The 18,095-nt window shown below is 71.8% G+C and carries 19 protein-coding genes and 1 pseudogene; 10 read left to right on the top strand and 10 right to left on the bottom strand.

Annotated features, from left to right (window positions below):
• Nucleotides 1–940 (bottom strand): slipin family protein (locus ACZ61C_RS21750; protein WP_465309367.1); only part of this gene is annotated, 940 nt, incomplete at its 3' end.
• A gap of 93 nt (nucleotides 941–1,033) precedes the next feature.
• Between ACZ61C_RS21750 and ACZ61C_RS21745 the strand changes: the two genes are divergently transcribed.
• The 6 genes from ACZ61C_RS21745 (at nucleotide 1,034) to ACZ61C_RS21720 (ending at nucleotide 5,708) form a co-directional block, all read left to right on the top strand.
• Nucleotides 1,034–1,933, top strand: a complete 900-nt coding sequence (locus ACZ61C_RS21745; protein WP_465309365.1) for an aminoglycoside phosphotransferase family protein — start codon at nucleotides 1,034–1,036, stop codon at nucleotides 1,931–1,933.
• A gap of 10 nt (nucleotides 1,934–1,943) precedes the next feature.
• Nucleotides 1,944–3,221 carry a magnesium transporter MgtE N-terminal domain-containing protein gene (locus tag ACZ61C_RS21740; protein ID WP_465309363.1) on the top strand — a complete coding sequence of 426 codons (1,278 nt, stop codon included), beginning with the start codon at nucleotides 1,944–1,946 and terminating at the stop codon, nucleotides 3,219–3,221.
• A complete protein-coding gene (locus ACZ61C_RS21735; RefSeq protein ID WP_465309361.1) occupies nucleotides 3,214–3,714 on the top strand; it encodes a DUF1003 domain-containing protein in 501 nt (166 codons plus the stop codon). Before ACZ61C_RS21740 ends, ACZ61C_RS21735 begins: the two co-directional genes overlap by 8 nt.
• Before the next feature lie 10 nt (nucleotides 3,715–3,724).
• Nucleotides 3,725–4,870, top strand: coding sequence for an Mrp/NBP35 family ATP-binding protein (locus ACZ61C_RS21730; RefSeq protein WP_465309359.1), 1,146 nt, complete (start codon nucleotides 3,725–3,727; stop codon nucleotides 4,868–4,870).
• A 131-nt stretch (nucleotides 4,871–5,001) separates the two neighbouring features.
• Entirely contained in the window at nucleotides 5,002–5,550 is a 549-nt protein-coding gene (locus ACZ61C_RS21725) for a hypothetical protein (RefSeq protein WP_465309357.1), read from the top strand.
• Nucleotides 5,481–5,708, top strand: a complete 228-nt coding sequence (locus tag ACZ61C_RS21720; protein WP_465309355.1) for a hypothetical protein — start codon at nucleotides 5,481–5,483, stop codon at nucleotides 5,706–5,708. Before ACZ61C_RS21725 ends, ACZ61C_RS21720 begins: the two co-directional genes overlap by 70 nt.
• Before the next feature lie 12 nt (nucleotides 5,709–5,720).
• Here the strand turns inward: ACZ61C_RS21720 and tatB are convergent, their stop codons facing one another.
• The 3 genes from tatB to ACZ61C_RS21705 all read right to left on the bottom strand — a co-directional run bounded on the left by tatB (nucleotide 5,721) and on the right by ACZ61C_RS21705 (nucleotide 8,410).
• A complete protein-coding gene (gene tatB, locus ACZ61C_RS21715; protein ID WP_465309353.1) occupies nucleotides 5,721–6,146 on the bottom strand; it encodes a Sec-independent protein translocase protein TatB in 426 nt (141 codons plus the stop codon).
• Nucleotides 6,147–6,222: 76 nt separating this feature from the next.
• Nucleotides 6,223–7,740 carry a S1C family serine protease gene (locus tag ACZ61C_RS21710; RefSeq protein ID WP_465309351.1) on the bottom strand — a complete coding sequence of 506 codons (1,518 nt, stop codon included), beginning with the start codon at nucleotides 7,738–7,740 and terminating at the stop codon, nucleotides 6,223–6,225.
• 100 nt (nucleotides 7,741–7,840) lie between these two features.
• A complete protein-coding gene (locus ACZ61C_RS21705; RefSeq protein WP_465309349.1) occupies nucleotides 7,841–8,410 on the bottom strand; it encodes a TetR/AcrR family transcriptional regulator in 570 nt (189 codons plus the stop codon).
• A gap of 89 nt (nucleotides 8,411–8,499) precedes the next feature.
• On the opposite strand from ACZ61C_RS21705, the gene ACZ61C_RS21700 reads away from it, so the two are divergent.
• A complete protein-coding gene (locus ACZ61C_RS21700; protein WP_465309347.1) occupies nucleotides 8,500–9,348 on the top strand; it encodes an SDR family oxidoreductase in 849 nt (282 codons plus the stop codon).
• Between the two features lie 8 nt (nucleotides 9,349–9,356).
• Here ACZ61C_RS21700 and ACZ61C_RS21695 read toward each other — a convergent pair whose 3' ends face one another.
• Together ACZ61C_RS21695 and sigE are read right to left on the bottom strand one after the other, a co-directional pair.
• Entirely contained in the window at nucleotides 9,357–10,016 is a 660-nt protein-coding gene (locus ACZ61C_RS21695) for an anti-sigma factor family protein (protein WP_465309345.1), read from the bottom strand.
• Nucleotides 10,013–10,612 (bottom strand): RNA polymerase sigma factor SigE, encoded by a 600-nt coding sequence (gene sigE, locus ACZ61C_RS21690; protein WP_465309452.1) that lies wholly within the window; start codon nucleotides 10,610–10,612, stop codon nucleotides 10,013–10,015. Before sigE ends, ACZ61C_RS21695 begins: the two co-directional genes overlap by 4 nt.
• Before the next feature lie 211 nt (nucleotides 10,613–10,823).
• Here sigE and ACZ61C_RS21685 point away from each other — a divergent pair, with 211 nt between their 5' ends.
• Entirely contained in the window at nucleotides 10,824–11,468 is a 645-nt protein-coding gene (locus ACZ61C_RS21685) for an O-methyltransferase (RefSeq protein ID WP_465309343.1), read from the top strand.
• Nucleotides 11,469–11,723: 255 nt separating this feature from the next.
• Here ACZ61C_RS21685 and ACZ61C_RS21680 read toward each other — a convergent pair whose 3' ends face one another.
• Complete coding sequence (locus ACZ61C_RS21680; protein ID WP_465309341.1) at nucleotides 11,724–12,623, bottom strand: LysR family transcriptional regulator; 900 nt, start codon at nucleotides 12,621–12,623, stop codon at nucleotides 11,724–11,726.
• A gap of 62 nt (nucleotides 12,624–12,685) precedes the next feature.
• On the opposite strand from ACZ61C_RS21680, the gene ACZ61C_RS21675 reads away from it, so the two are divergent.
• Nucleotides 12,686–13,870 (top strand): MFS transporter, encoded by a 1,185-nt coding sequence (locus ACZ61C_RS21675; RefSeq protein ID WP_465309339.1) that lies wholly within the window; start codon nucleotides 12,686–12,688, stop codon nucleotides 13,868–13,870.
• Nucleotides 13,871–13,896: 26 nt separating this feature from the next.
• Here the strand turns inward: ACZ61C_RS21675 and ACZ61C_RS21670 are convergent.
• The 3 genes and pseudogenes from ACZ61C_RS21670 to ACZ61C_RS21660 form a co-directional block, all read right to left on the bottom strand.
• Nucleotides 13,897–15,077 (bottom strand): annotated as a pseudogene (locus ACZ61C_RS21670) (IS30 family transposase); the annotation flags it as partial.
• 175 nt (nucleotides 15,078–15,252) lie between these two features.
• Nucleotides 15,253–16,716 (bottom strand): leucyl aminopeptidase family protein, encoded by a 1,464-nt coding sequence (locus ACZ61C_RS21665; RefSeq protein WP_465309337.1) that lies wholly within the window; start codon nucleotides 16,714–16,716, stop codon nucleotides 15,253–15,255.
• Between the two features lie 90 nt (nucleotides 16,717–16,806).
• Nucleotides 16,807–16,974, bottom strand: coding sequence for a DUF3117 domain-containing protein (locus ACZ61C_RS21660; protein WP_005155393.1), 168 nt, complete (start codon nucleotides 16,972–16,974; stop codon nucleotides 16,807–16,809).
• Between the two features lie 198 nt (nucleotides 16,975–17,172).
• Between ACZ61C_RS21660 and ACZ61C_RS21655 the strand changes: the two genes are divergently transcribed.
• Nucleotides 17,173–17,967 carry an enoyl-CoA hydratase-related protein gene (locus ACZ61C_RS21655; protein ID WP_465309333.1) on the top strand — a complete coding sequence of 265 codons (795 nt, stop codon included), beginning with the start codon at nucleotides 17,173–17,175 and terminating at the stop codon, nucleotides 17,965–17,967.
• The last annotated feature ends 128 nt before the right edge of the window (nucleotides 17,968–18,095 follow it).

Below are 18,095 nucleotides of genomic sequence, written 5' to 3'. Positions count from 1 at the left end.
CCCTCAGCTTGCGCGCACCAATCCCTTTCCCCGACGCGTGGCGGGGGCCCGCCCCCCCCCCCCCCCCCCCCCCCCCCCCCGGCGCCGCGTGGCCGTTCGCCTCCGGTTTCGCCTCCACCGCCTCGGGTTCCGGCTTGGGCTCCGGTGCCGGCTTGGCGGCTTCGGCGGCGTCGGCCGCGGACACCCCGCGGCGCGTGTTCGAGTCCAGGAAGCGCAGCAGCTCCACCGGGAACGGCAGCACCAGCGTCGAGTTCTTCTCGGCGGAGACCTGCACGACCGTCTCCAGCAGCCGCAGCTGCAGCGCCGCGGGCGTGTCGGCCATCGTCGCCGCGGCCTGCGCGAGCTTGTGCGACGCCTGCAGCTCACCGTCGGCGGAGATGACGCGCGCACGCCGTTCCCGCTCCGCCTCGGCCTGCCGCGACATCGAGCGCTTCATCGCCTCCGGCAGCGCGACGTCCTTGATCTCGACGCGGTCGATGTGGATGCCCCAGTCCAGCGCGGGGCTGTCGATCATCAGCTCGAGGCCTTCGTTGAGCCGCTCCCGGTTGGAGAGCAGGTCGTCGAGGTCGCTCTTGCCGATGATCGAGCGCAGCGACGTCTGGGCGACCTGGCCGACCGCGGACCGGTAGTCCTGCACGTTGACCGCCGCGATCACCGGGTCGATGACCTTGAAGTAGACGACCGCGTCGACCCGGACGGTGACGTTGTCCCGGGTGATGCCGTCCTGGGCGGGCACCGGCAGGGTCACGATCTGCATGTTGACCTTCTGCAGCCGGTCGGCGAACGGGACCAGCATCGCCAGGCCGGGTTCGCGGACCTGGGCGCGGACCCGCCCGAACCGGAAGACCAGCCCGCGTTCGTACTGCTTCACCACGCGCACGCTGGCCGCGAGCCAGGCACCTCCCGCGACGACGACGGCGCTGAGAATCTCCACCACCATGGCAGCTCCCGGGGTTGTCGTCCCCTGAAATCCCAGCGTACGCCCGTGCGGAGCCGGGCGAAACGCGCTGGACGCGGCTGCCAGGCTGAGGGGGTGAACGACTTGCGCGTCCCCCCGCTGTTCGCCGGCCGGGCGCCGCGGGTCCTCGGCCCCGGAGCCGTCCCGTGGCTGGCGGCGCTGCCGGAGCTCGCCGCCGGCTACGCCCGGAAGTGGGGCCTCACCTTCGAGGGCGAGGCGATGCACGGGTACGTCGGTGTGGTGCAGCCCGCGCGGCGCGCCGACGGCACACCGGTCGTGCTGAAACTGGGCTGGCGCGACGAAGAATCCGCCGACGAGCCGCTCGCACTGTCCACATGGGCCGGTCGTGGTGCGGTGCGGCTGCTGGACTCCGCGCCCGAGGACGGCGTCCTGCTGCTGGAGCGGCTCGACGCCACGAGAACCCTTGACGACCTCCCGCTGCGCGAAGCCGTTCCGATCCTCGGCGAGCTGGCGCGGCGCCTGGCCGTGCCCGCGCCGCCGTCGCTGACCCGGCGGCTGCGCACCGAAGCCGCGGACCTCACTGAGGAGCTCCCCCGCCGCTGGAGCGAGCTGGGCGAGCCGTTCGACCGGCGGCTGGTGGACGACGCCGTCGCGATCTGCCGCGAGCTCGGGCCGTCGTCGGGCGAACTCCTGGTGAACGAGGACCTGCACTTCCAGAACGTCCTGGCCGGCACGCGCGAGCCGTGGCTGGTCATCGACCCGAAACCGCTCTCCGGTGACCTCGAGTGGGGCGTGATCCCGTTGTTCTGGAACCGCTTCACCGAGTCCACACTGGACGCGCGGTTCGCGCTGATCGTCGCTTCGCAGGAGCTGGACGCCGAGAAGGCGCGCGCGTGGACGCTCGTGCGAGCCGTGCAGAACTGGCTTTGGAAGGCCGAAGAGGACAACGAGGACAGCGACGACCCGGCCTTCGTCACAGTGGCGGAAATCGCCCCTTGGGCAGCCAGCCGATAGTGTCAGCGGCATGGCCGCGGTCAACAGGGTTTTCGCAGCTCAGCTGTCCGGGTTGCCGGTATTCGGCCCCGACGGCGAGTCCATCGGCCGGGTCCGCGACCTGGTCGCCGGCCTGCGCCTAGACGCCCAGCCGCCGCGGATCCTCGGCCTGGTCGTCGAGCTGACCACGCGCCGCCGGGTCTTCGTGCCGATGCTGCGGGTCACCTCGATCGAGCCGACCGCCGTGACACTCGCCACCGGCTCGGTCAACATGCGCCAGTTCAACCAGCGTCCCAACGAGGTCCTGGTGCTCGGCCAGCTCCTCGACGCCCACGCCACGCTGGCCGGGTCCGAAACGCGGATCACGGTCGTCGACGCCGGGATGGAGCCGACCCGCACCCGCGACTGGGTGCTGGCCAAGCTGGCCATCCGCGAGCGGCGGCTGGGGCTGACCCGCCGCCGCGCGACCATGCAGGTGCTGCCCTGGTCGGAGGTCTCCGGCCTCGGCCTCAACGACCTCGGCGCGCAGCCCCAGGGCGCCGGGCAGCTGCTCATGCTGTTCGACACGATGCGCCCGGCCGACATCGCCGCGACCGTGCGCGACCTGCCGCTCAAGCGCCGCCACGAGGTCGCCGACGCGATGGACGACGAGCGCCTCGCCGACGTCATCGAAGAGCTGCCGGACGACGACCAGAAGGAGCTGCTCGCCTACCTGGCCGAGGAGCGCGCGGCCGACGTCCTCGAGGCGATGAACCCCGACGACGCCGCCGACCTGCTGGCCGAGCTGGCCCCGGCCGAGCAGAACCGGCTGCTGGAGCTGATGGAGCCGGAGGAGTCCGCGCCGGTCAAGCGGCTGCTGCAGTTCTCGTCCGACACCGCGGGCGGCCTGATGACGCCGGAGCCGGTGGTGCTGACCCCGGACACGACGATCGCCGAGGCGCTGGCGCACATCCGCAACGCCGAGCTGCCGCCGGCGCTCGCCAGCATGGTGTTCGTCTGCCGCCCGCCGACCGCGACACCGACCGGCCGTTACGTCGGTGTCGTCCACTTCCAGCGGCTGCTGCGGGAGCCGCCCGCGGAGCTCGTCGCGAGCGCCGTCGACACCGGGCTGCCGCCGTTGCAGCCGCGCGCGTCGCTGGCCGAAGTGACCCGGTACTTCGCGGCGTACAACCTGACCTGCGGGCCGGTCGTCGACGGCGAGGACCACCTGATCGGCGCGGTGACCGTCGACGACGTCCTCGACCACCTGCTGCCCGAGGACTGGCGCGAAACCGGCCTGCACGACACCTTGGAGGAAGACCGTGCCTGAGCTGACTTCGGGACGGCGGCTCGACCAGCCCCGCAGCCAGAACCGGTTCAAGCTGAACATCGATCCGGACTCCTTCGGGCGGTTCACGGAGCGGATCGCGCGGTTCCTCGGCACCGGGAAGTACCTGTTCTGGCAGACGCTCATCGTGATCGTCTGGATCGTGCTGAACCTGGCCGCGGTTTCGCTGCAGTGGGACCCGTACCCGTTCATCCTGCTCAACCTGGCTTTTTCGACGCAGGCGGCGTACGCGGCGCCGCTGATCCTGCTGGCGCAGAACCGGCAGGACGACCGTGACCGCGTCTCCCTGGAGGAGGACCGGAACCGGGCGCTGCAGACGAAGGCCGACACGGAGTACCTGGCCCGGGAGCTGGCGGCGCTGCGGCTCGCGGTCGGCGAGGTCGCGACGCGGGACTACCTGCGCAGCGAGCTGGACCGGCTGCGCGACGACCTCGACGTCAAGCCCAGGAAGCCGCGCACTCCTACCGGCTCGTAACATGGGTCGGGTGACCAGCACCCAGCAGCTCCCCAGCGTCGACGACGTCCGCAGCGCGCTGAAGAGCGTGCAAGACCCGGAGATCAAGAAACCGATCACCGACCTGGGGATGGTGAAGGACGTCGTCGTCGGCGACGACGGGGTGGTCACCGTCGGGATCTACCTCACGGTGGCCGGCTGCCCGCTGAAGGCGACGCTCACGAACGACACCCGCGAGGCGGTGGCGAAGCTCCCGGGTGTCGCCGACGTGCGTGTCGAGCTGGACGTGATGAGCGACGAGCAGCGCTCCGAGCTGCGCAAGTCCCTGCGCGGCGACACCGACGAGCCAGTGATCCCGTTCGCGCAACCGGGCTCGATGACGCGGGTGTACTGCGTCGCGTCCGGCAAGGGCGGCGTCGGCAAGTCGTCGGTCACGGTGAACCTGGCCGCGGCGATGGCCCAGCGCGGGCTGTCGGTCGGCGTGGTGGACGCGGACATCTACGGCCATTCGATCCCCCGCATGCTGGGCGCGCGCGAGAAGCCGACCAAGGTCGACACGATGATCATGCCGCCGCAGGCCCACGGCGTGAAGGTGATCTCGATCGGCATGTTCACCCCGGGCAACACCCCGGTGGTCTGGCGCGGCCCGATGCTCCACCGGGCGCTGCAGCAGTTCCTGGCCGACGTCTTCTGGGGCGACCTCGACATCCTGCTGCTGGACCTCCCGCCGGGCACCGGCGACATCGCGATCTCGGTGGCCCAGCTGATCCCGAACGCGGAGATCCTGGTGGTGACGACCCCGCAGCAGGCAGCGGCCGAGGTGGCCGAGCGGGCCGGGGCGATCGCGCTGCAGACGCGTCAGCGCGTGGCGGGGGTCATCGAGAACATGTCGTGGCTGGAAACGCCTTCCGGGGAGCGTCTCGAGATCTTCGGCGCCGGCGGCGGCCAGACGGTCGCCGACTCGCTGACGAAGTCGATCGGCTCCGAGGTGCCGTTGCTCGGCCAGGTCCCGATGGACCCTCGCGTGGTCGCCCAGGGCGACGCGGGCACGCCGATCGTGCTGACCGACCCGGAAGCCCCGGCTTCGGTGGTGCTGAAGGACGCGGCGAAGAAGCTTTCGGTCCGGGCACGTGGCCTGGCCGGGATGATGCTGAACGTGACCCCCGCGGGCCGCTAGAACTTTTCGCAAGCTCGGCGAGCTCCACGACCGGCCGGCACCCCGCACACTGGGTGCCGGCCAGTCAGGACGCGCGGACGGCTCACCCCGTCCGGCCGAGGCGGAAGGACACCTCCATGCGGACCGGTGCGGTGAGACGGTCGTCTCTGCGGATGTTCGGCCCGGCTCCCACCCGGGCCCGGACCACGCGGATGCGGGACATGTCCGGTGTGGACCCGGATCCGATCAAGCAGTTCTCCGCCGGGCTTCGTGGGTTGATCCGCGAAGCCGGGTTCACCACCAACGCGGAAGTGGCCCAGCGCGGGCACATCGCCGAGTCCGGGGTCAGCCGGGCGCTGTCCGGAAAGTGGTACGTCGTCGCGGGGCGGTCGCCGCGGCGGTACTTCCCCGCCACCGTGAGCGCCGTTCGCGCCATCGCGTTCGCCTGCCGGGCGGATCCGGATCTCTGGCTGCGGCAGCGCGCGGACGCCGAGCGCCGCGCCCTGGACTACTGGGCGGGCCGGCTCTCCACGCCGCCTTCCGCCGCGCTCGATCGTGGCGCGGCGGTCAGGACGCTGGCCGTGGCCGTGGCCTCGCCGCTGACCCGATGGGCGTTGCGCAAGGTGACGCCGTGGAGGCCGAGGCCCCGCGAGTCTTCGGCTGGCCGGCCGCGGTCCTGCTGCTGGGGCTGCTGGGCCTGACCTTCGCCAACCACCTGCTCCTGCTGCTGCTCGCGCACCTGGACAACAGCTCCGCGCTGGTCACCACGCTGCTGGAGCTGCTCGTCGTCGCCGGTGTTGTGGTGCCGGCGGTCGGCCGCACCAAACTGGCGCGCAAGCTCGGGGCCGGCACTCCCTAGGAACAACGGAACTTACGTGGCGTCCGGGTCGATGGGCGGCCGCTCGCCCGGCTTGAGCGGCTCCGGCTGGGACGTTTGCCCGACGGTGTAACCGTTCGAGCCGTTCGTCCCGTTCGAGCCGTTCAGGTTCGGGGTGCCGTTCGTGATGCCCTTGATGCCGAGCGGGTCGCTGTCGCCGTCGAACAGGTGCTGCGTCACCACGCGCTTGGGGTCGAAGTTGCGCAGCCCGCGCAGGTCCTCCAGCGGCTTGCGCAGCTGGTCGAACTCCGGGCCCATCTCCTCGCGGAGCTGTTCTCGCGCGCCCGTGGCGAAGTCGCGGACCTTCTTCACGCTCTTCGCCATCCAGGACGCCGCTTCGGGAAGCCGTTCCGGGCCGAGGATGAAGAGACCGGCGATGATGAGGACGAGGATCTCCCCCCATCCGACACTGTCGAACACCGTCAACCTCCGCTCGGAACCTACGTGCTCAGCGTACTCGTCACCGGCCACGCTCCGGCAGGCCGAACGTCGGAACTCAGTCGGAAGCCAGGGTTACGTCGACGACGAAGCTCGCGCCGTCGCGGGCCAGGGACACCGGGACCACTTCGCCGACGTCGTGGGCGCGGACCGCGACCGTCAGCTCCGCGGAGTCGCGGACCAGCCGGTTGCCGATCTTCGTGATGACGTCGCCCTCCTTGATGCCCGCGTTCGCCGCCGGGCCGCCGGGCGCGACGTTCTTCACCTGCGCGCCCATCGTGGACGAGCCGGCGACCGTCGAGGACGCGTTGATGCCGATGTCGGCGTGCTGGACCTTGCCGTCCTTGATCAGCGCCTTCGCGATCTTGATCGCGTAGTCGCTCGGGATGGCGAAGCCGATGCCGATGCTGCCGCCGTCCGCGCTGGACGAGCGGATCGACGAGTTGATGCCGACCAGCGCGCCGGTGGCGTCGACGAGCGCGCCGCCGGAGTTGCCGTGGTTGATCGCGGCGTCGGTCTGGATGGCTTCGTAGGTGACCGGCGCGGCGCCGTTGTCGCCGCCCGCGGTGATCGGCCGGTTCAGCGCGCTGACGATGCCGGCGGTCACCGAGTTCTGCAGCGCCAGCGGCGAGCCGATCGCCATCACGGTGTCGCCGACCTGCAGGTCCGACGACTTGCCGACCTGCAGCACGGTCGGGTTGGTGACGTTGACCTTCACCACGGCGAGGTCGGTCTTCTGGTCGGCACCGACGAGCTTGGCCTCGGTGCGGGTGCCGTCGACGAAGATCGCCGTGACCTTCACGCCCGGATCCGCGGCGGCGGAGGAGATCACGTGCTCGTTGGTGAGGATGTAGCCCTGCGGGTCGATCATCACGCCGGAGCCCTGCTCGCCGGATTCGGCGCCGGGCTTGAACACCTCGAGCGAGACGACGGCCGGGGCGACGCGCTTGGCGATCTCGGCGACCGAACCCGCCGGGCGCTCCTTGGCGGCCTCGGCTTCGGAGATCGTCGCGGAGCCGGTGAGCTCGGTGCCGGTGTCGCCGGCCCACCAGCCGACAAAACCGCCGGCCGCGCCGATCAGCAGCGCGACGACGCCGAGCAGCACGAGCGCCTTCGGCTGCACGCGGCGGCCGAACAGCACCTCGGGCAGGCTGAGCAACGCCCCCGGCGGGCGGCGGGCGGGCTTTTCCTCGTCTTCGGCGGGCATCGCGGGGCCGGCGAGCACGGCGCCGGCCCCCGGATCGCGCCACGGGTCGGAAGTGCTGTTCCACAGCGGCGGATCGGTGTCCTGCGGCTCCCCGGTGGCCTCACGGGGACGCTCGAGCAAGACACCCTCGGCGCCGGGCGGCCGCCGGAAGGCTTCGGCGAGCGACTCGGGCGCGGGCGGCGCGAGGCTCACGCCGTTGGCCCGCTGCGGGGTGTAGAGCTTGTCGAACGCCCCGTCGACACCGCTCGGGCGGCCGAAAACGGCCTCCTGCGCGGGATCGACGGCCGGGCGCGCCAGCGGCCGCGGGCCCAGCCGGTCGGCTTCGCTCGCTCCGGGCTGCTCGGGATTCACGTTCGGCTCGGTCATCATTCCCCGGTGCAGAAGATCAGGTGGCTGGGCGTGACGATACCCAAGCCCAGTGCTCCGAGTCTGCCGGTACGCCGGTGAAGTGGCTGTTTCTTGCCCGGTGTCACAGCGGCGCCGCGCCCTTGGTCAGCGCGTCCATGAGCAGGTCGACGAGCCGGCCGGCCTGGGCGGGTGTGCCGTGCCGGACCGAGTACGCGGTGCCGCCCATCGCCAGGAGGACGTCGTCGGGAGCGAGGTCGGTGCGCAGCGTGCCGTCGCGGGCGCCGGCGTCCAGGAGCGTGCCGACGGCGCGGGTGAGCAACGCGTGGCTGTCGGCGAAGGGGTCGACGCCGGACGCGATGACCGCGTCCAGCGCCGCGGACATGCCGCTCTTCGCGGTGGCGTAGTCCAGGAAGTGCGCCATCCAGCGCCGGGTGGCCTCCGCGGCCGGGTGGCCGGCCACGAGCTCGTCGACGGTTTCGCAGACGCGGGTGAGCTGGTGCCGGTAGGTGGCGTCGACGAGCGCCTCCCGCGTCGGGAAGTGCCGGTAGAGCGTGCCGACGCCGACCCCGGCCGCCTTGGCGATGGCGGCGGGCGCGGTGTCCAGCCCCTGCTCGGCGAACGCCCGCGCGGCGACCTCCAGCAGCCGCGCGCGGTTCTGCACGGCGTCGCTCCTCGTCCGGCGGGCTGTCATCCGGCTCCTCCTTGCATTCCGGAATGGATTCCGTTTAAGGTCGTCGTAGCGGAACGGATTCCGGTAAGAGCCTACTTCAGGAGGTCGTCATGTCCGCCCTCGAGGACAAGGCCGTGCGCCACTGGTTCGTCACCGGTGCTTCCGGCGGGCTGGGCCGCCACCTCGTCGAGCACGCGCTGCGCCACGGTGACCGGGTCACCGCGACCGTCCGGCGTCCCGCCGCGCTGGCGGACCTGGAGGAGGCTTACGGCGACCGGCTGCGGGTGGCGGTCCTCGACCTCACCCGGCCCGCCGACGTCGAAGCCGTCGTCAGCCGGACGCTGGCTGCCGAGCCGGTCGACATCGTGGTCAACAACGCCGGGTACGCGGTGGTGGGCGCGGCCGAGGAGATGACCGTCTCGCAGGTCCGCGACCAGGTCGAAGTGCTCCTGCTGGCGCCGATGCTGATCACCCGCGCGTTCCTGAAGCCGATGCGGGAGCAGGGTGGCGGCCGGATCATCCAGATCTCCAGCATGGGCGGCCAGGTCGCCATCCCCACCCACAGCGCGTACCACGCGGGCAAGTGGGGGCTGGAGGGCTTCACCGAGAGCGTCGGGCGCGAGGTCGCCGCGTTCGGCGTCCACCTGACGCTGGTCGAGCTCGGCGGCACCCGCACCGGGTTCGCGTCGGCCCTGCGCTACACGACCGAGACGGCGCCTTACCGCGACCACCCGGTCGGCCGGATCCGCCGCAGCCTGGAGACGGCCGACGAGAGTGCGTTCACCGGCGACCCGGCCAAGGTGGCCGCCGTCATCCACGAGACCACGCGCCGTGCGGAACCGCCGCTGCGCCTCACGCTCGGCTCGGACACCTACGACGCCGTGCACGCGGCGCTGACCGAGCGCCTCGCCGTGCTCGAGAGCCAGAGGGACCTCGCGGCGTCCGTCGCCTTCGAGTGAAACGAGACTCAGCGGATGCCTGCGGGCACCGCGGCCGGCGAGCTCACCGGGGTCGACGACGTCGGCGCGGGGACCACACCCTGCGGAACGGCCATCTGGGCCGGCAGCAGGTTCGCCGGCTGCGGCGCGCCGCCCCCGGTCTCCGGGCTGCCGTCACCGCTGTCCGCGGTCGTGCCCACCAGCGCGAGCGCGCTCAGCACCAGGCCGGACACGACCACACCGGCGCCCTGAGCCGCGCGGCGCTTGAAGCGGCCGCCACCCAGGACGTTCGGCGACTGGCCGAGCGGCGCGGACGAGCCGAGCGGAGCCACGCCGCCGAGGACGCCCGAGTCACGCAGGCCCGCGACCCGGTCGGGGCGCTGGACCGCGACGAGCTGGCCGTCGGCCGTGATCGCCAGGTTGTCCGGGCTGCTGGGCAGCTCCGTGTGCTGCGGGATGGACTGCAGGCTCGCCAGGAAGCCCGCCGACATCGACGGCGCGCCCGCGTGACGGATCGCCTCGACGGTCTGGCGCTGCGCGCGCACTTCGGCGGCGCAGGCCGGGCAGCGAGTGATGTGCGACGCGGCGCGATCGCGGGGGCCGTGGGACAGCTCGCCGTCCACGAACGCGACCACGACGTCCGGTAGCAGGTGCGACTCGGGGAGCCCCCAGCCTCGCGGTGCGGTCATACCGACACCTTCGCAGACTTCGGAGCGTAAGTGCGCCGACGCTCCAGCGAAGCGCGCAGCGCCTGGCGGCCGCGGTGGATCCGGCTGCGGACGGTGCCCAGCTTGACACCGAGTGTCGCGCCGATCTCCTCGTACGACAGGCCTTCGACGTCACAGAGCACCACGGCGGCGCGGAACTCCGGCGGCAGCTCGTCGAGCGCGGCCTGCAGATCCGGGTCGAGGTGCGTGTCCGAGTAGACCTGCTCGGGGCTCGGGTCGTCGCCCACGATGCGGTCGGTGTCCTCCGGCAGGCCTTCCATTCGCACGCGCGAGCGCCGGCGGGCCATGTCGAGGAAGAGGTTGGTGGTGATCCGGTGCAGCCAGCCCTCGAACGTGCCGGGCTTGTAGGACGCCAGCGAGCGGAAGACCCGGATGAAGGTCTCCTGCGTGAGGTCCTCGGCGTCGTGGGTGTTGCCGGTCAGGCGGTAGGCGAGCCGGTAGACCCGGTCACCGTGTTCGCGGACGACCTCGTCCCACGACGGCGGTGTCCACACCGCCTCGTCCAGGGACACGGGCTGAGCCGCCTCGGCGTCGTTATCGGCAACGGCGTTCTGCATCGCGGGAGCAGGCACCTCCATCTTGTTTCTCCTGTCTGCTCCACCCAACGCGGGCTGTGGCCACGGTGTTCCCCGTGTGGTCGGATTTCAGTCTCTCCGGACTCCTTATGGTTCTAGTGAGACTGGACTGAGAGCAGGCTGAGAACTTCTTCCCGGGTGCTTACCAGGGAGCCTGCGAGGATTTATCGACAACCAACGCTAACCTCCGTGCGTGAACACGCCCACCCCCGCGGCCGCCCCGGCCGACTCCGGGTTCGTCGACGGGTACCTGCCCGACGACGAGGTGCTGGCTTCGGCGCGCGCGCGTGCCGAGGACCTGGGCTGCACCCCGCTCAGCGCCGGCGCGGGAGCGACCCTGCGGTTCCTGGCCGCGACGCTGCGGGCGAAGGCCGTGGTCGAGGTTGGCACGGGCGCCGGGGTGAGCGGCCTGAGCCTCCTGCGCGGAATGGCGCCCGAAGGCATCCTGACCTCGATAGACGTGGAGCCGGAGTACCAGCGCGCGGCCCGTCTGACGTTCCGCGAGGCGGGGTACGCGCCGGGCCGGACGAGGTTGATCGCCGGCCGGTCGTTGGACGTGCTGCAGCGGCTGACGCCGGGTGGGTACGACCTGGTGTTCGTCGACTCGGCGCACATCGAGTACCCGGGGTGTTACGAGCTGGGCGTGTCGCTGCTGCGGCGGGGCGGGATCATCGCGTTCCACAACGTGCTCGTCGGCGGGCGGGTGATCGATCCTTCGCACCGGGATCCGGAGACGCTGGCGTTGCGGGAGGTGGCGCGGGCGTTCCGGGAGGATGAGCGGCTGGTTCCGGCGTTGCTGCCGGTGGGCGGGGGTTTGCTCGTGGCGGCGGCGATTTGATCGGTTGTCCACAGCGGCGGATGCCTGTGGACAACTCCCTGCTCAGGGGCGGTTTTGTCCGGGGGTGGCGGTAGACTGGAGCGGGGCGGTCCCCCTGGGTTGGGCGGGCCTGGCTGGCGGTCTCGTTGCCTGGCCGTCTCGTTGCCTGGCCGTCTCGTTGCCTGGCCGTCTCGCTGCCTGGCCGTCTCGCTGCCTGACCAGCCGTCTCGCTGCCTGACCAGCCGTCTCGCTGCCTGACCGGCCGTCGTCAGGGCGCTAGTGGCCCGCCGTCATCAGCACGTGGTCGCGGAAGCCCGTCACCGCCGGGGTCGTCGGCTCCTCCGCGCGCCACGCCAGCCCGATCGTCCGATAAGGCCGCGGTTCCAGCGGCACCTCCGCCACCCCCGCCGGGCTGCCCGGGCCGAACCGCGGCAGCAGTGCCACCCCGAGGCCCGCCGCCACCAGCCCGCGCACCGTGTCCGACTCCTGGCCCTCGAACGCGATCCGCGGCGTGAACCCCGCCGCCGCGCAGAGCTCGTCGGTCAGCGTCCGCACGCCGTAGCCCTGCTCCAGCAGCACGAACTCCTCCTCGGCCAGCTCGGCCACCCGCACCGACTTCCGCGTCGCCAGGCGGTGGCCCGCCGGGACCGACAGCAGGATCTCCTCGTCCACCAAACCCGCCGTGGCCAGCGAAGGCTCCGCGGGCAGCGGCGCCAGCAGGGCCAGGTCCAGCTCGCCGCCCACCAGGCGGTCGATCATCTCCTGGCGCGAGCCCTGGACCAGCGTGAACCGCACCCCCGGGTACCGCGCCCGGTGCCCGCGCAGCAACGACGGCACCAGCGACCGCCCGAGCAGGTGCAGGAACCCCAGCACGACGTGTCCCGACTCCGGTGCCACCTCTTCACGAGCCAGCCTGACGCCCGTGTCGACCGCCGCCAAGCCGCGTTCGGCCGCGTCGGCCAGCAGTTCCGCCGCGCGCGTGAGGCGGATGCCGCGGCCGTCCGGGACGGTCAGCGGCGCGCCGAACGCGTCCGCCAGCGCCGCGATCCGGCGGCTCACCGTCGGCTGCGGCACCCCCAGCAGTTCCGCCGCGCGTGTGACGTTCCTCGTCTCGCGCAGCGCGGCGAGCAACGGCAGGTGCGGCGCCACCTGCGGGGTCAGCGAGTCATACGTCATCGCATCAATCATGGCAGACGACTGCATTGGACGTATTGGTTAGCTCTGCTTACTTTCGGACGGTGACCTCCACCCGCCGAGTCAAGACCGCCGTCGCCGCCGCCGGGATCTCCTCGTTCGCCCTGCTCTACGCGCCGCAGCCGGTCCTGCCGCAGCTCGCCACGCAGTACCACCTCGACCCGGGCGGCGCGGCGCTCGCGGTCAGCGTCGCGACCGGCGCGCTCGCCATCGCGGTCCTGCCGATCGCCGCACTGTCCGAAGTGGTCGGACGGCGGCCGGTGATCCTGACGTCGGTGATCGCGTCGGTGGTGTTCGGCGTGCTGCTGCCGTTGATGCCGACGTACCCGGCGCTGCTCGTCCTGCGCGCCCTGCAGGGAATCGCGATCGCGGGCTTCCCGGGCGTCGCGGCCGCCTACCTGGCCGAACGGCTCGGCCGCGCGGGCGTCGCGGCCGCGGTCGGCGCGATGATCGCGGGCAACACGATCGGCGGCATGCTCGGCCGGCTGGCCAGCGGGTTCACCGCGGGACCCCTCGGCTGGCGCGGCGCGCTGTATGTCGTCGCGGGGGTAGGCGCGGTCTGCTCGGCGATCACGGTCGTGACGCTCCCGCCGGGCACGCGCCCACGCGGCGACGCCCAGCTGCGCGCGGTCGCCCGGGGGCTCGTCACAGCGTTGAGCAAGCGGGTGCTGCTGGCGCAGTACGCCGTCGCGCTGCTGGCAATGGGGTCGTTCGTCGCGCTCTACAACGCTGCGGGGTTCCGGCTGACGGGCGAGCCGCTGGGCCTGTCGCCGGCGATCGCGTCGCTGGTGTTCCTGGCCTACGCGACGGGCTCGGTGTCGTCCGCGGCGGCGGGCCGGCTGGTGGCCCGGGTCGGCCGCCGCCGAGCGTTGATCGGCTCGTTGCTGCTGACGGCAGTCGGCGCGGCTCTGACGTTGCCGGACTCACTGCCGTTGGTCATCGCGGGGTTTTTGGTCCTGACCTGCGCGTTCTTCGCGGCCCACGCGGTGGCCAACGGCTGGGCGGCGGCCGACGCCCCGGAGAACGCCCGCGGTCAGGTGGGCGGCATGTACACGGCGACGTACTACTTGGGAAGCAGCGTCGGCGGCGCGGCGGGGGCGTGGGTGTACGGGCACGCGGGGTGGCCGTGGCTGATCGCACTGGTGGCGGTGTGGCTGCTGCTGGCGGCGGGCGCGGTCGCGGTGGGGACGCGGGTGCGGGTGGAGCGGCGGGAGCTGGTGACGAGCTGAATCGCGGATCGGGCGGCCGCGGTCGGTTCGAGCGTCGCGATCGGCGCAAGGCTCGGGGCGGGCACAAAGGCATCGCGCCTTCCCGGAGCCCGGCCGCGGCCGGCGGCGACTGCGTCCAGGTGCTCCGAGGTGTGCACCGCGAGGTCGGTGCCTTTGGGGAAGTACTGGCGGAGCAGGCCGTTGGTGTTTTCATTGGAGCCGCGTTGCCAGGGTGCGTGCGGGTCGCAGAAGTAGACCGGCATGCTCGTGGCCTGAGTGAACTGGCCGTGCAGGTGCATCTCGCTGCCCTGATCCCAGGTCAGGGACCGCCGCAGCTGCTCGGGCAGCGTGGCGATCTTCGCGATGAGCGCGTCGCGGACCAGGGTCGGGGTGTAGCCCTCGGGCAGGTGCAGCAGCATCACAAAGCGGGTGGTGCGATCCACCAGGGTGCCGATCGCGGACCGGTTATGCGCGCCCATGATCAGGTCGCCTTCCCAGTGTCCGGGCACCGCTCGATCCGCGACCTCCGCAGGCCGGTCGCTGATCATCACCATCGGGGTGGCCATCCGCGGCCGCCGCTGGTCCGAGCGCACATGGGGCCGGCGGGCGATGCGGCCGGTGCGCAGCCACCCCGCCACCTCGCGGCGCAGCCCACCGCGGGCCTGGACATAGAGGGCCTGGTAGATCGTTTCGCAGCTCACGTGCCACTCCCGCCGGTCAGGGTGGTCCCGGCGGAGCCGGCGGGTGATCTGCTGCGGGCTCCACCGCGCGTCCAGCCCATCCTGAACGACTGCCCGCAACACCGGATCGGCGGTCAGTTTGCTGGTCTTGGGCCGGGCCGCCGAGCAGCGGCGCGTTCGTGGGCGACGTGGGGCCGATAGGTGCCATTCGATTGCTGGTTACGGTCCAGTTCCCGGCTGACCGTCGAGACCGGCCGGCCCAGCTCGGCGGCGATCTTCCGCAGTGAGATTCCGGGCTGGCGGACCCGGTCGGCGATCCAGGTCCGCTCGTGCAAGCTCAAGAACCGCGAGGACACTTCCACCGGCCGCGGGGGTGCCGCGGCCTGGGCCGCTGCGGCGCGCCAGCGTTTCGCGGTCCGGTAGTTGACCCCGACCTGCCAGGCCGCTTCTCTGCTGCCTGTTCCTGCTTCCACCAGCGCAAAGTAGGTCACCCGCTCGGCGGTCAACGCTCGGCCATGCCGTTCGGGATTACGCCCGGCTCTGCTCAAGGCCCGGTCTCGATCGCGGCTGGGCATGAGGCAACTCCTGAACACTCAGGTGTTGCAACTACCCCTAGAAACCGCCGACCCAGGGGGGCGTCCCGGCTCCAGTCTATCCGCCCCCACCGACAAGATCGGTCGCGAACAGCCGGTTATCCACAGCCCGCCCGACCTGGGGAAAACGTCAGGCGAGTGACGCCGCCAGCTCGACCAGCGTCCGGGCCGCGAACCCCGTCGCCCCCGGCACCACCTCGTCGTAGTTCTTCTCCGACCTCGCCGGTCCCGCGATGTCCAGGTGCGCCCACGGCAGCCCCTCGGTGAACTCGCGCAGGAACAGCGCCGCCGTGATTCCTCCTGGGCCGGCCGGGGTCTGGCGGAGGTCGCCGAACTCGCCGCGGACGTTCTCCGCGTAGTCCTCCTCCAGCGGCATGCGCCACCACGCCTCGCCCACCCGGGCGCCCGCCTCCACAACCGCTGTGGCCAGCGACGAGTCCGACGCGAACAGCCCGCCCGTGCGCAGGCCCAGGGACACCTTCATCGCTCCGGTGAGCGTTGCCGCGTCGACCACGTAGTCCGGGGTGAACCGGCGGATCCCGTACGCCAGCGCGTCGGCCAGGACCATGCGGCCCTCGGCGTCCGTGTTGGCCACTTCGGTCGTCTTGCCGCCGTAATGACGGACGATGTCGCCCGGGCGGTACGACGAGCCCGACACGTGGTTCTCCGCCGCCGGGACCAGCGCCGTCACCCGGACCGGGAGGCCCAGCGCCGCGATGCCGCGGATCGCCGCGATCACCGCCGCGCCGCCCGCCATGTCCGTGCGCATCAGGTGCATTCCGTCGGCCGGCTTGAGGGACAGGCCGCCCGTGTCGAACGTGATGCCCTTGCCCACCAGCAGCAGGTGCTTCGCCGCCCCGGACGGCTTGTACGTCATTTCGATCAGGCGCGGCGGGCGGGCCGAACCGCCGCCGACGGCCAGGACGCCGCCGAAACCTTGCGTCGACAGCCACTTCTCGTCCCGGATCGCCACCTCGACCCCCGGGACGGCCACCTTCGCCGCCGTGTCCGCGAGCCAGGCCGGGGTCTTGACGTTGGACGGCGTGTTCGCGAGGTCGCGGGTCAGCGCCGTCGACGCCGCCAGCACCGAGGCGCGAGCGACCAGCGCCGTGTGCGAAGAAATCGCCCGGTCGTCCGTCACCAGCCGGACCGTCCGGATCGACGGCGACGGGTCCTCGCCGGTCACCTTGTAGCGGTAGCCGCCGAGCAGCAGGCCCAGCGCCAGCTCCGTGACGTGCTCGCCGGAGGCCTCCTCGGGCAGCACCAGCTGCACCGCGCGGAACGCACGGCCGCCGTGGTCTACATCCTCGGCCAGCGTCGCGTTCACCGCGCGGACCAGGGCCGCGCCGGTCTTGCGGTACTGCTTCGGCTCACCGTCGCCCAGCCCCGCGACCCAGCGGGGGCCGTCGCCCGGCACCGGCTGGACGTCGCCGGCCTTGCCGCTGATCCGGACACCCGCGATCTCCACCGGCTCGGTCTCGACGTCGTCGGCCGGAGCCGTCACCAGGCGGACCACCGGGGCGCCGCGGCGAAGGTCGCCCGCGACCTCGATGTCGAGGAGACTAGTCGGAACGGGGGGTAGCGGATTACGCACAGTGAGCAACCTTCGGGCGCAGAGGAACCGCGACCCCGGCCTCCGAAGGGAGACCGGGGTGCGACGGAAGGACGGTTTTCGGGGGCCGGCTCAGCCAGTGACCTCCTGCAACGCGGCGCCGAGGTCTTTCGCTTCCTCCGCGGAGAGTTCGACGACGAGTCGCCCACCACCCTCGAGCGGTACGCGCATCACGAGGCCCCGCCCCTCCTTAGTCACTTCGAGGGGACCATCTCCGGTCCGGGGCTTCATGGCCGCCATAGCGTGCTCCCTCCGTCTCAACCGGCGCGCCCGGGTCGCGCTCGCGTGAAAGCCAGCCGGGTCTGGACTCCATTGTCCCTCATCAGCGGCCGGGCGCATCAGCGGAGGGGATCTTTTGCCGCCGTATCGGTGCTGGTATGCGGCTCGCAAGGGGTGTGAGACTCTCGGACGACCGATGTTTCAGCGCAAGGAGTAGACGTGACCACATCCGACGTCCTGTCGACCGCCGACGCCGAAGGGGTGCGCACCCTCACCCTCAACCGGCCGCAGGCGTACAACTCGCTGACCGTCGAGCTGAAGGAAGCACTGCTCGCGGCGCTGCGCGAGGCGGCGGACGACGAGAACGTCCGCGCCGTCGTTCTCACCGGTTCCGGCAAGGCGTTCTGCGCCGGCCAGGATCTGAAGGAGCACGTGGGACTGCTGCAAGCGGGTGACCCCGCTCCGCTACACACGGTGAAGGAGCACTACAACCCGATCGTCAAGGCGATCGTGGACATGCCGAAACCGGTCGTCGCGGCCGTCAACGGCACCGCCGCGGGCGCCGGGGCGGCCTTCGCGTACGCCAGCGACCTGCGGATCGCCGCCGAGTCGTCGTCGTTCCTGATGGCCTTCGCCAACGTCGGGCTCGGGCCGGACTCGGGCGCGTCGTGGACGCTGCAGCGGCTGGTCGGCTACGGCCGCGCCGCCGAGCTGATGCTGCTGGCCCGGACCGTCGAGGCCGCCGAGGCGTTGCGGCTCGGCCTGGTCGGCGAGGTCGTACCGGACGAGGAGCTGCCGGCGCGCGCCCAGCAGGTCGCGGCGAAGCTCGCGGCCGGGCCGACCGTCGCCTACGCGAAGATCAAGAGCGTGCTCAACCTGGCCGCGCAGTCGACGTTCGACCAGGCCCTCGAGGCCGAGGACGCCGCCCAGACCGCGCTCGGCGCGACCGCCGACCACACCGAGGCCGTCGAAGCCTTCGTCGGCAAGCGCAAGCCGAACTTCCAGGGCAAGTGATGTCGTGGGTGGTAATTCGGGTTAGAACCCGAACTCCCCCCCCCCAGGCACCGGAACAGCCCGCAACCTGGTTGTCTACCACTCCGGTTGCCCCCACCCCCGCGTCGCAAGGTGTTGGGCCCACGAAA

Source organism: Amycolatopsis sp. NPDC104587 (genome assembly GCF_055583645.1).
This window is presented reverse-complemented; position numbering and strand designations above follow the sequence as displayed.

Excerpts from the sequence above, each read along its gene's own strand:
- ACZ61C_RS21740 (WP_465309363.1), top strand. The coding sequence starts at position 1,944 with ATGGCCGCGGTCAACAGGGTTTTCGCAGCTCAGCTGTCCGGGTTGCCG.
- ACZ61C_RS21660 (WP_005155393.1), bottom strand. The coding sequence starts at position 16,974 with ATGGCGGCCATGAAGCCCCGGACCGGAGATGGTCCCCTCGAAGTGACT.
- sigE (WP_465309452.1), bottom strand. The coding sequence starts at position 10,612 with ATGCAGAACGCCGTTGCCGATAACGACGCCGAGGCGGCTCAGCCCGTG.
- ACZ61C_RS21695 (WP_465309345.1), bottom strand. The coding sequence starts at position 10,016 with ATGACCGCACCGCGAGGCTGGGGGCTCCCCGAGTCGCACCTGCTACCG.
- ACZ61C_RS21680 (WP_465309341.1), bottom strand. The coding sequence starts at position 12,623 with ATGACGTATGACTCGCTGACCCCGCAGGTGGCGCCGCACCTGCCGTTG.
- ACZ61C_RS21700 (WP_465309347.1), top strand. The coding sequence starts at position 8,500 with ATGTCCGCCCTCGAGGACAAGGCCGTGCGCCACTGGTTCGTCACCGGT.
- ACZ61C_RS21705 (WP_465309349.1), bottom strand. The coding sequence starts at position 8,410 with ATGACAGCCCGCCGGACGAGGAGCGACGCCGTGCAGAACCGCGCGCGG.
- ACZ61C_RS21710 (WP_465309351.1), bottom strand. The coding sequence starts at position 7,740 with ATGATGACCGAGCCGAACGTGAATCCCGAGCAGCCCGGAGCGAGCGAA.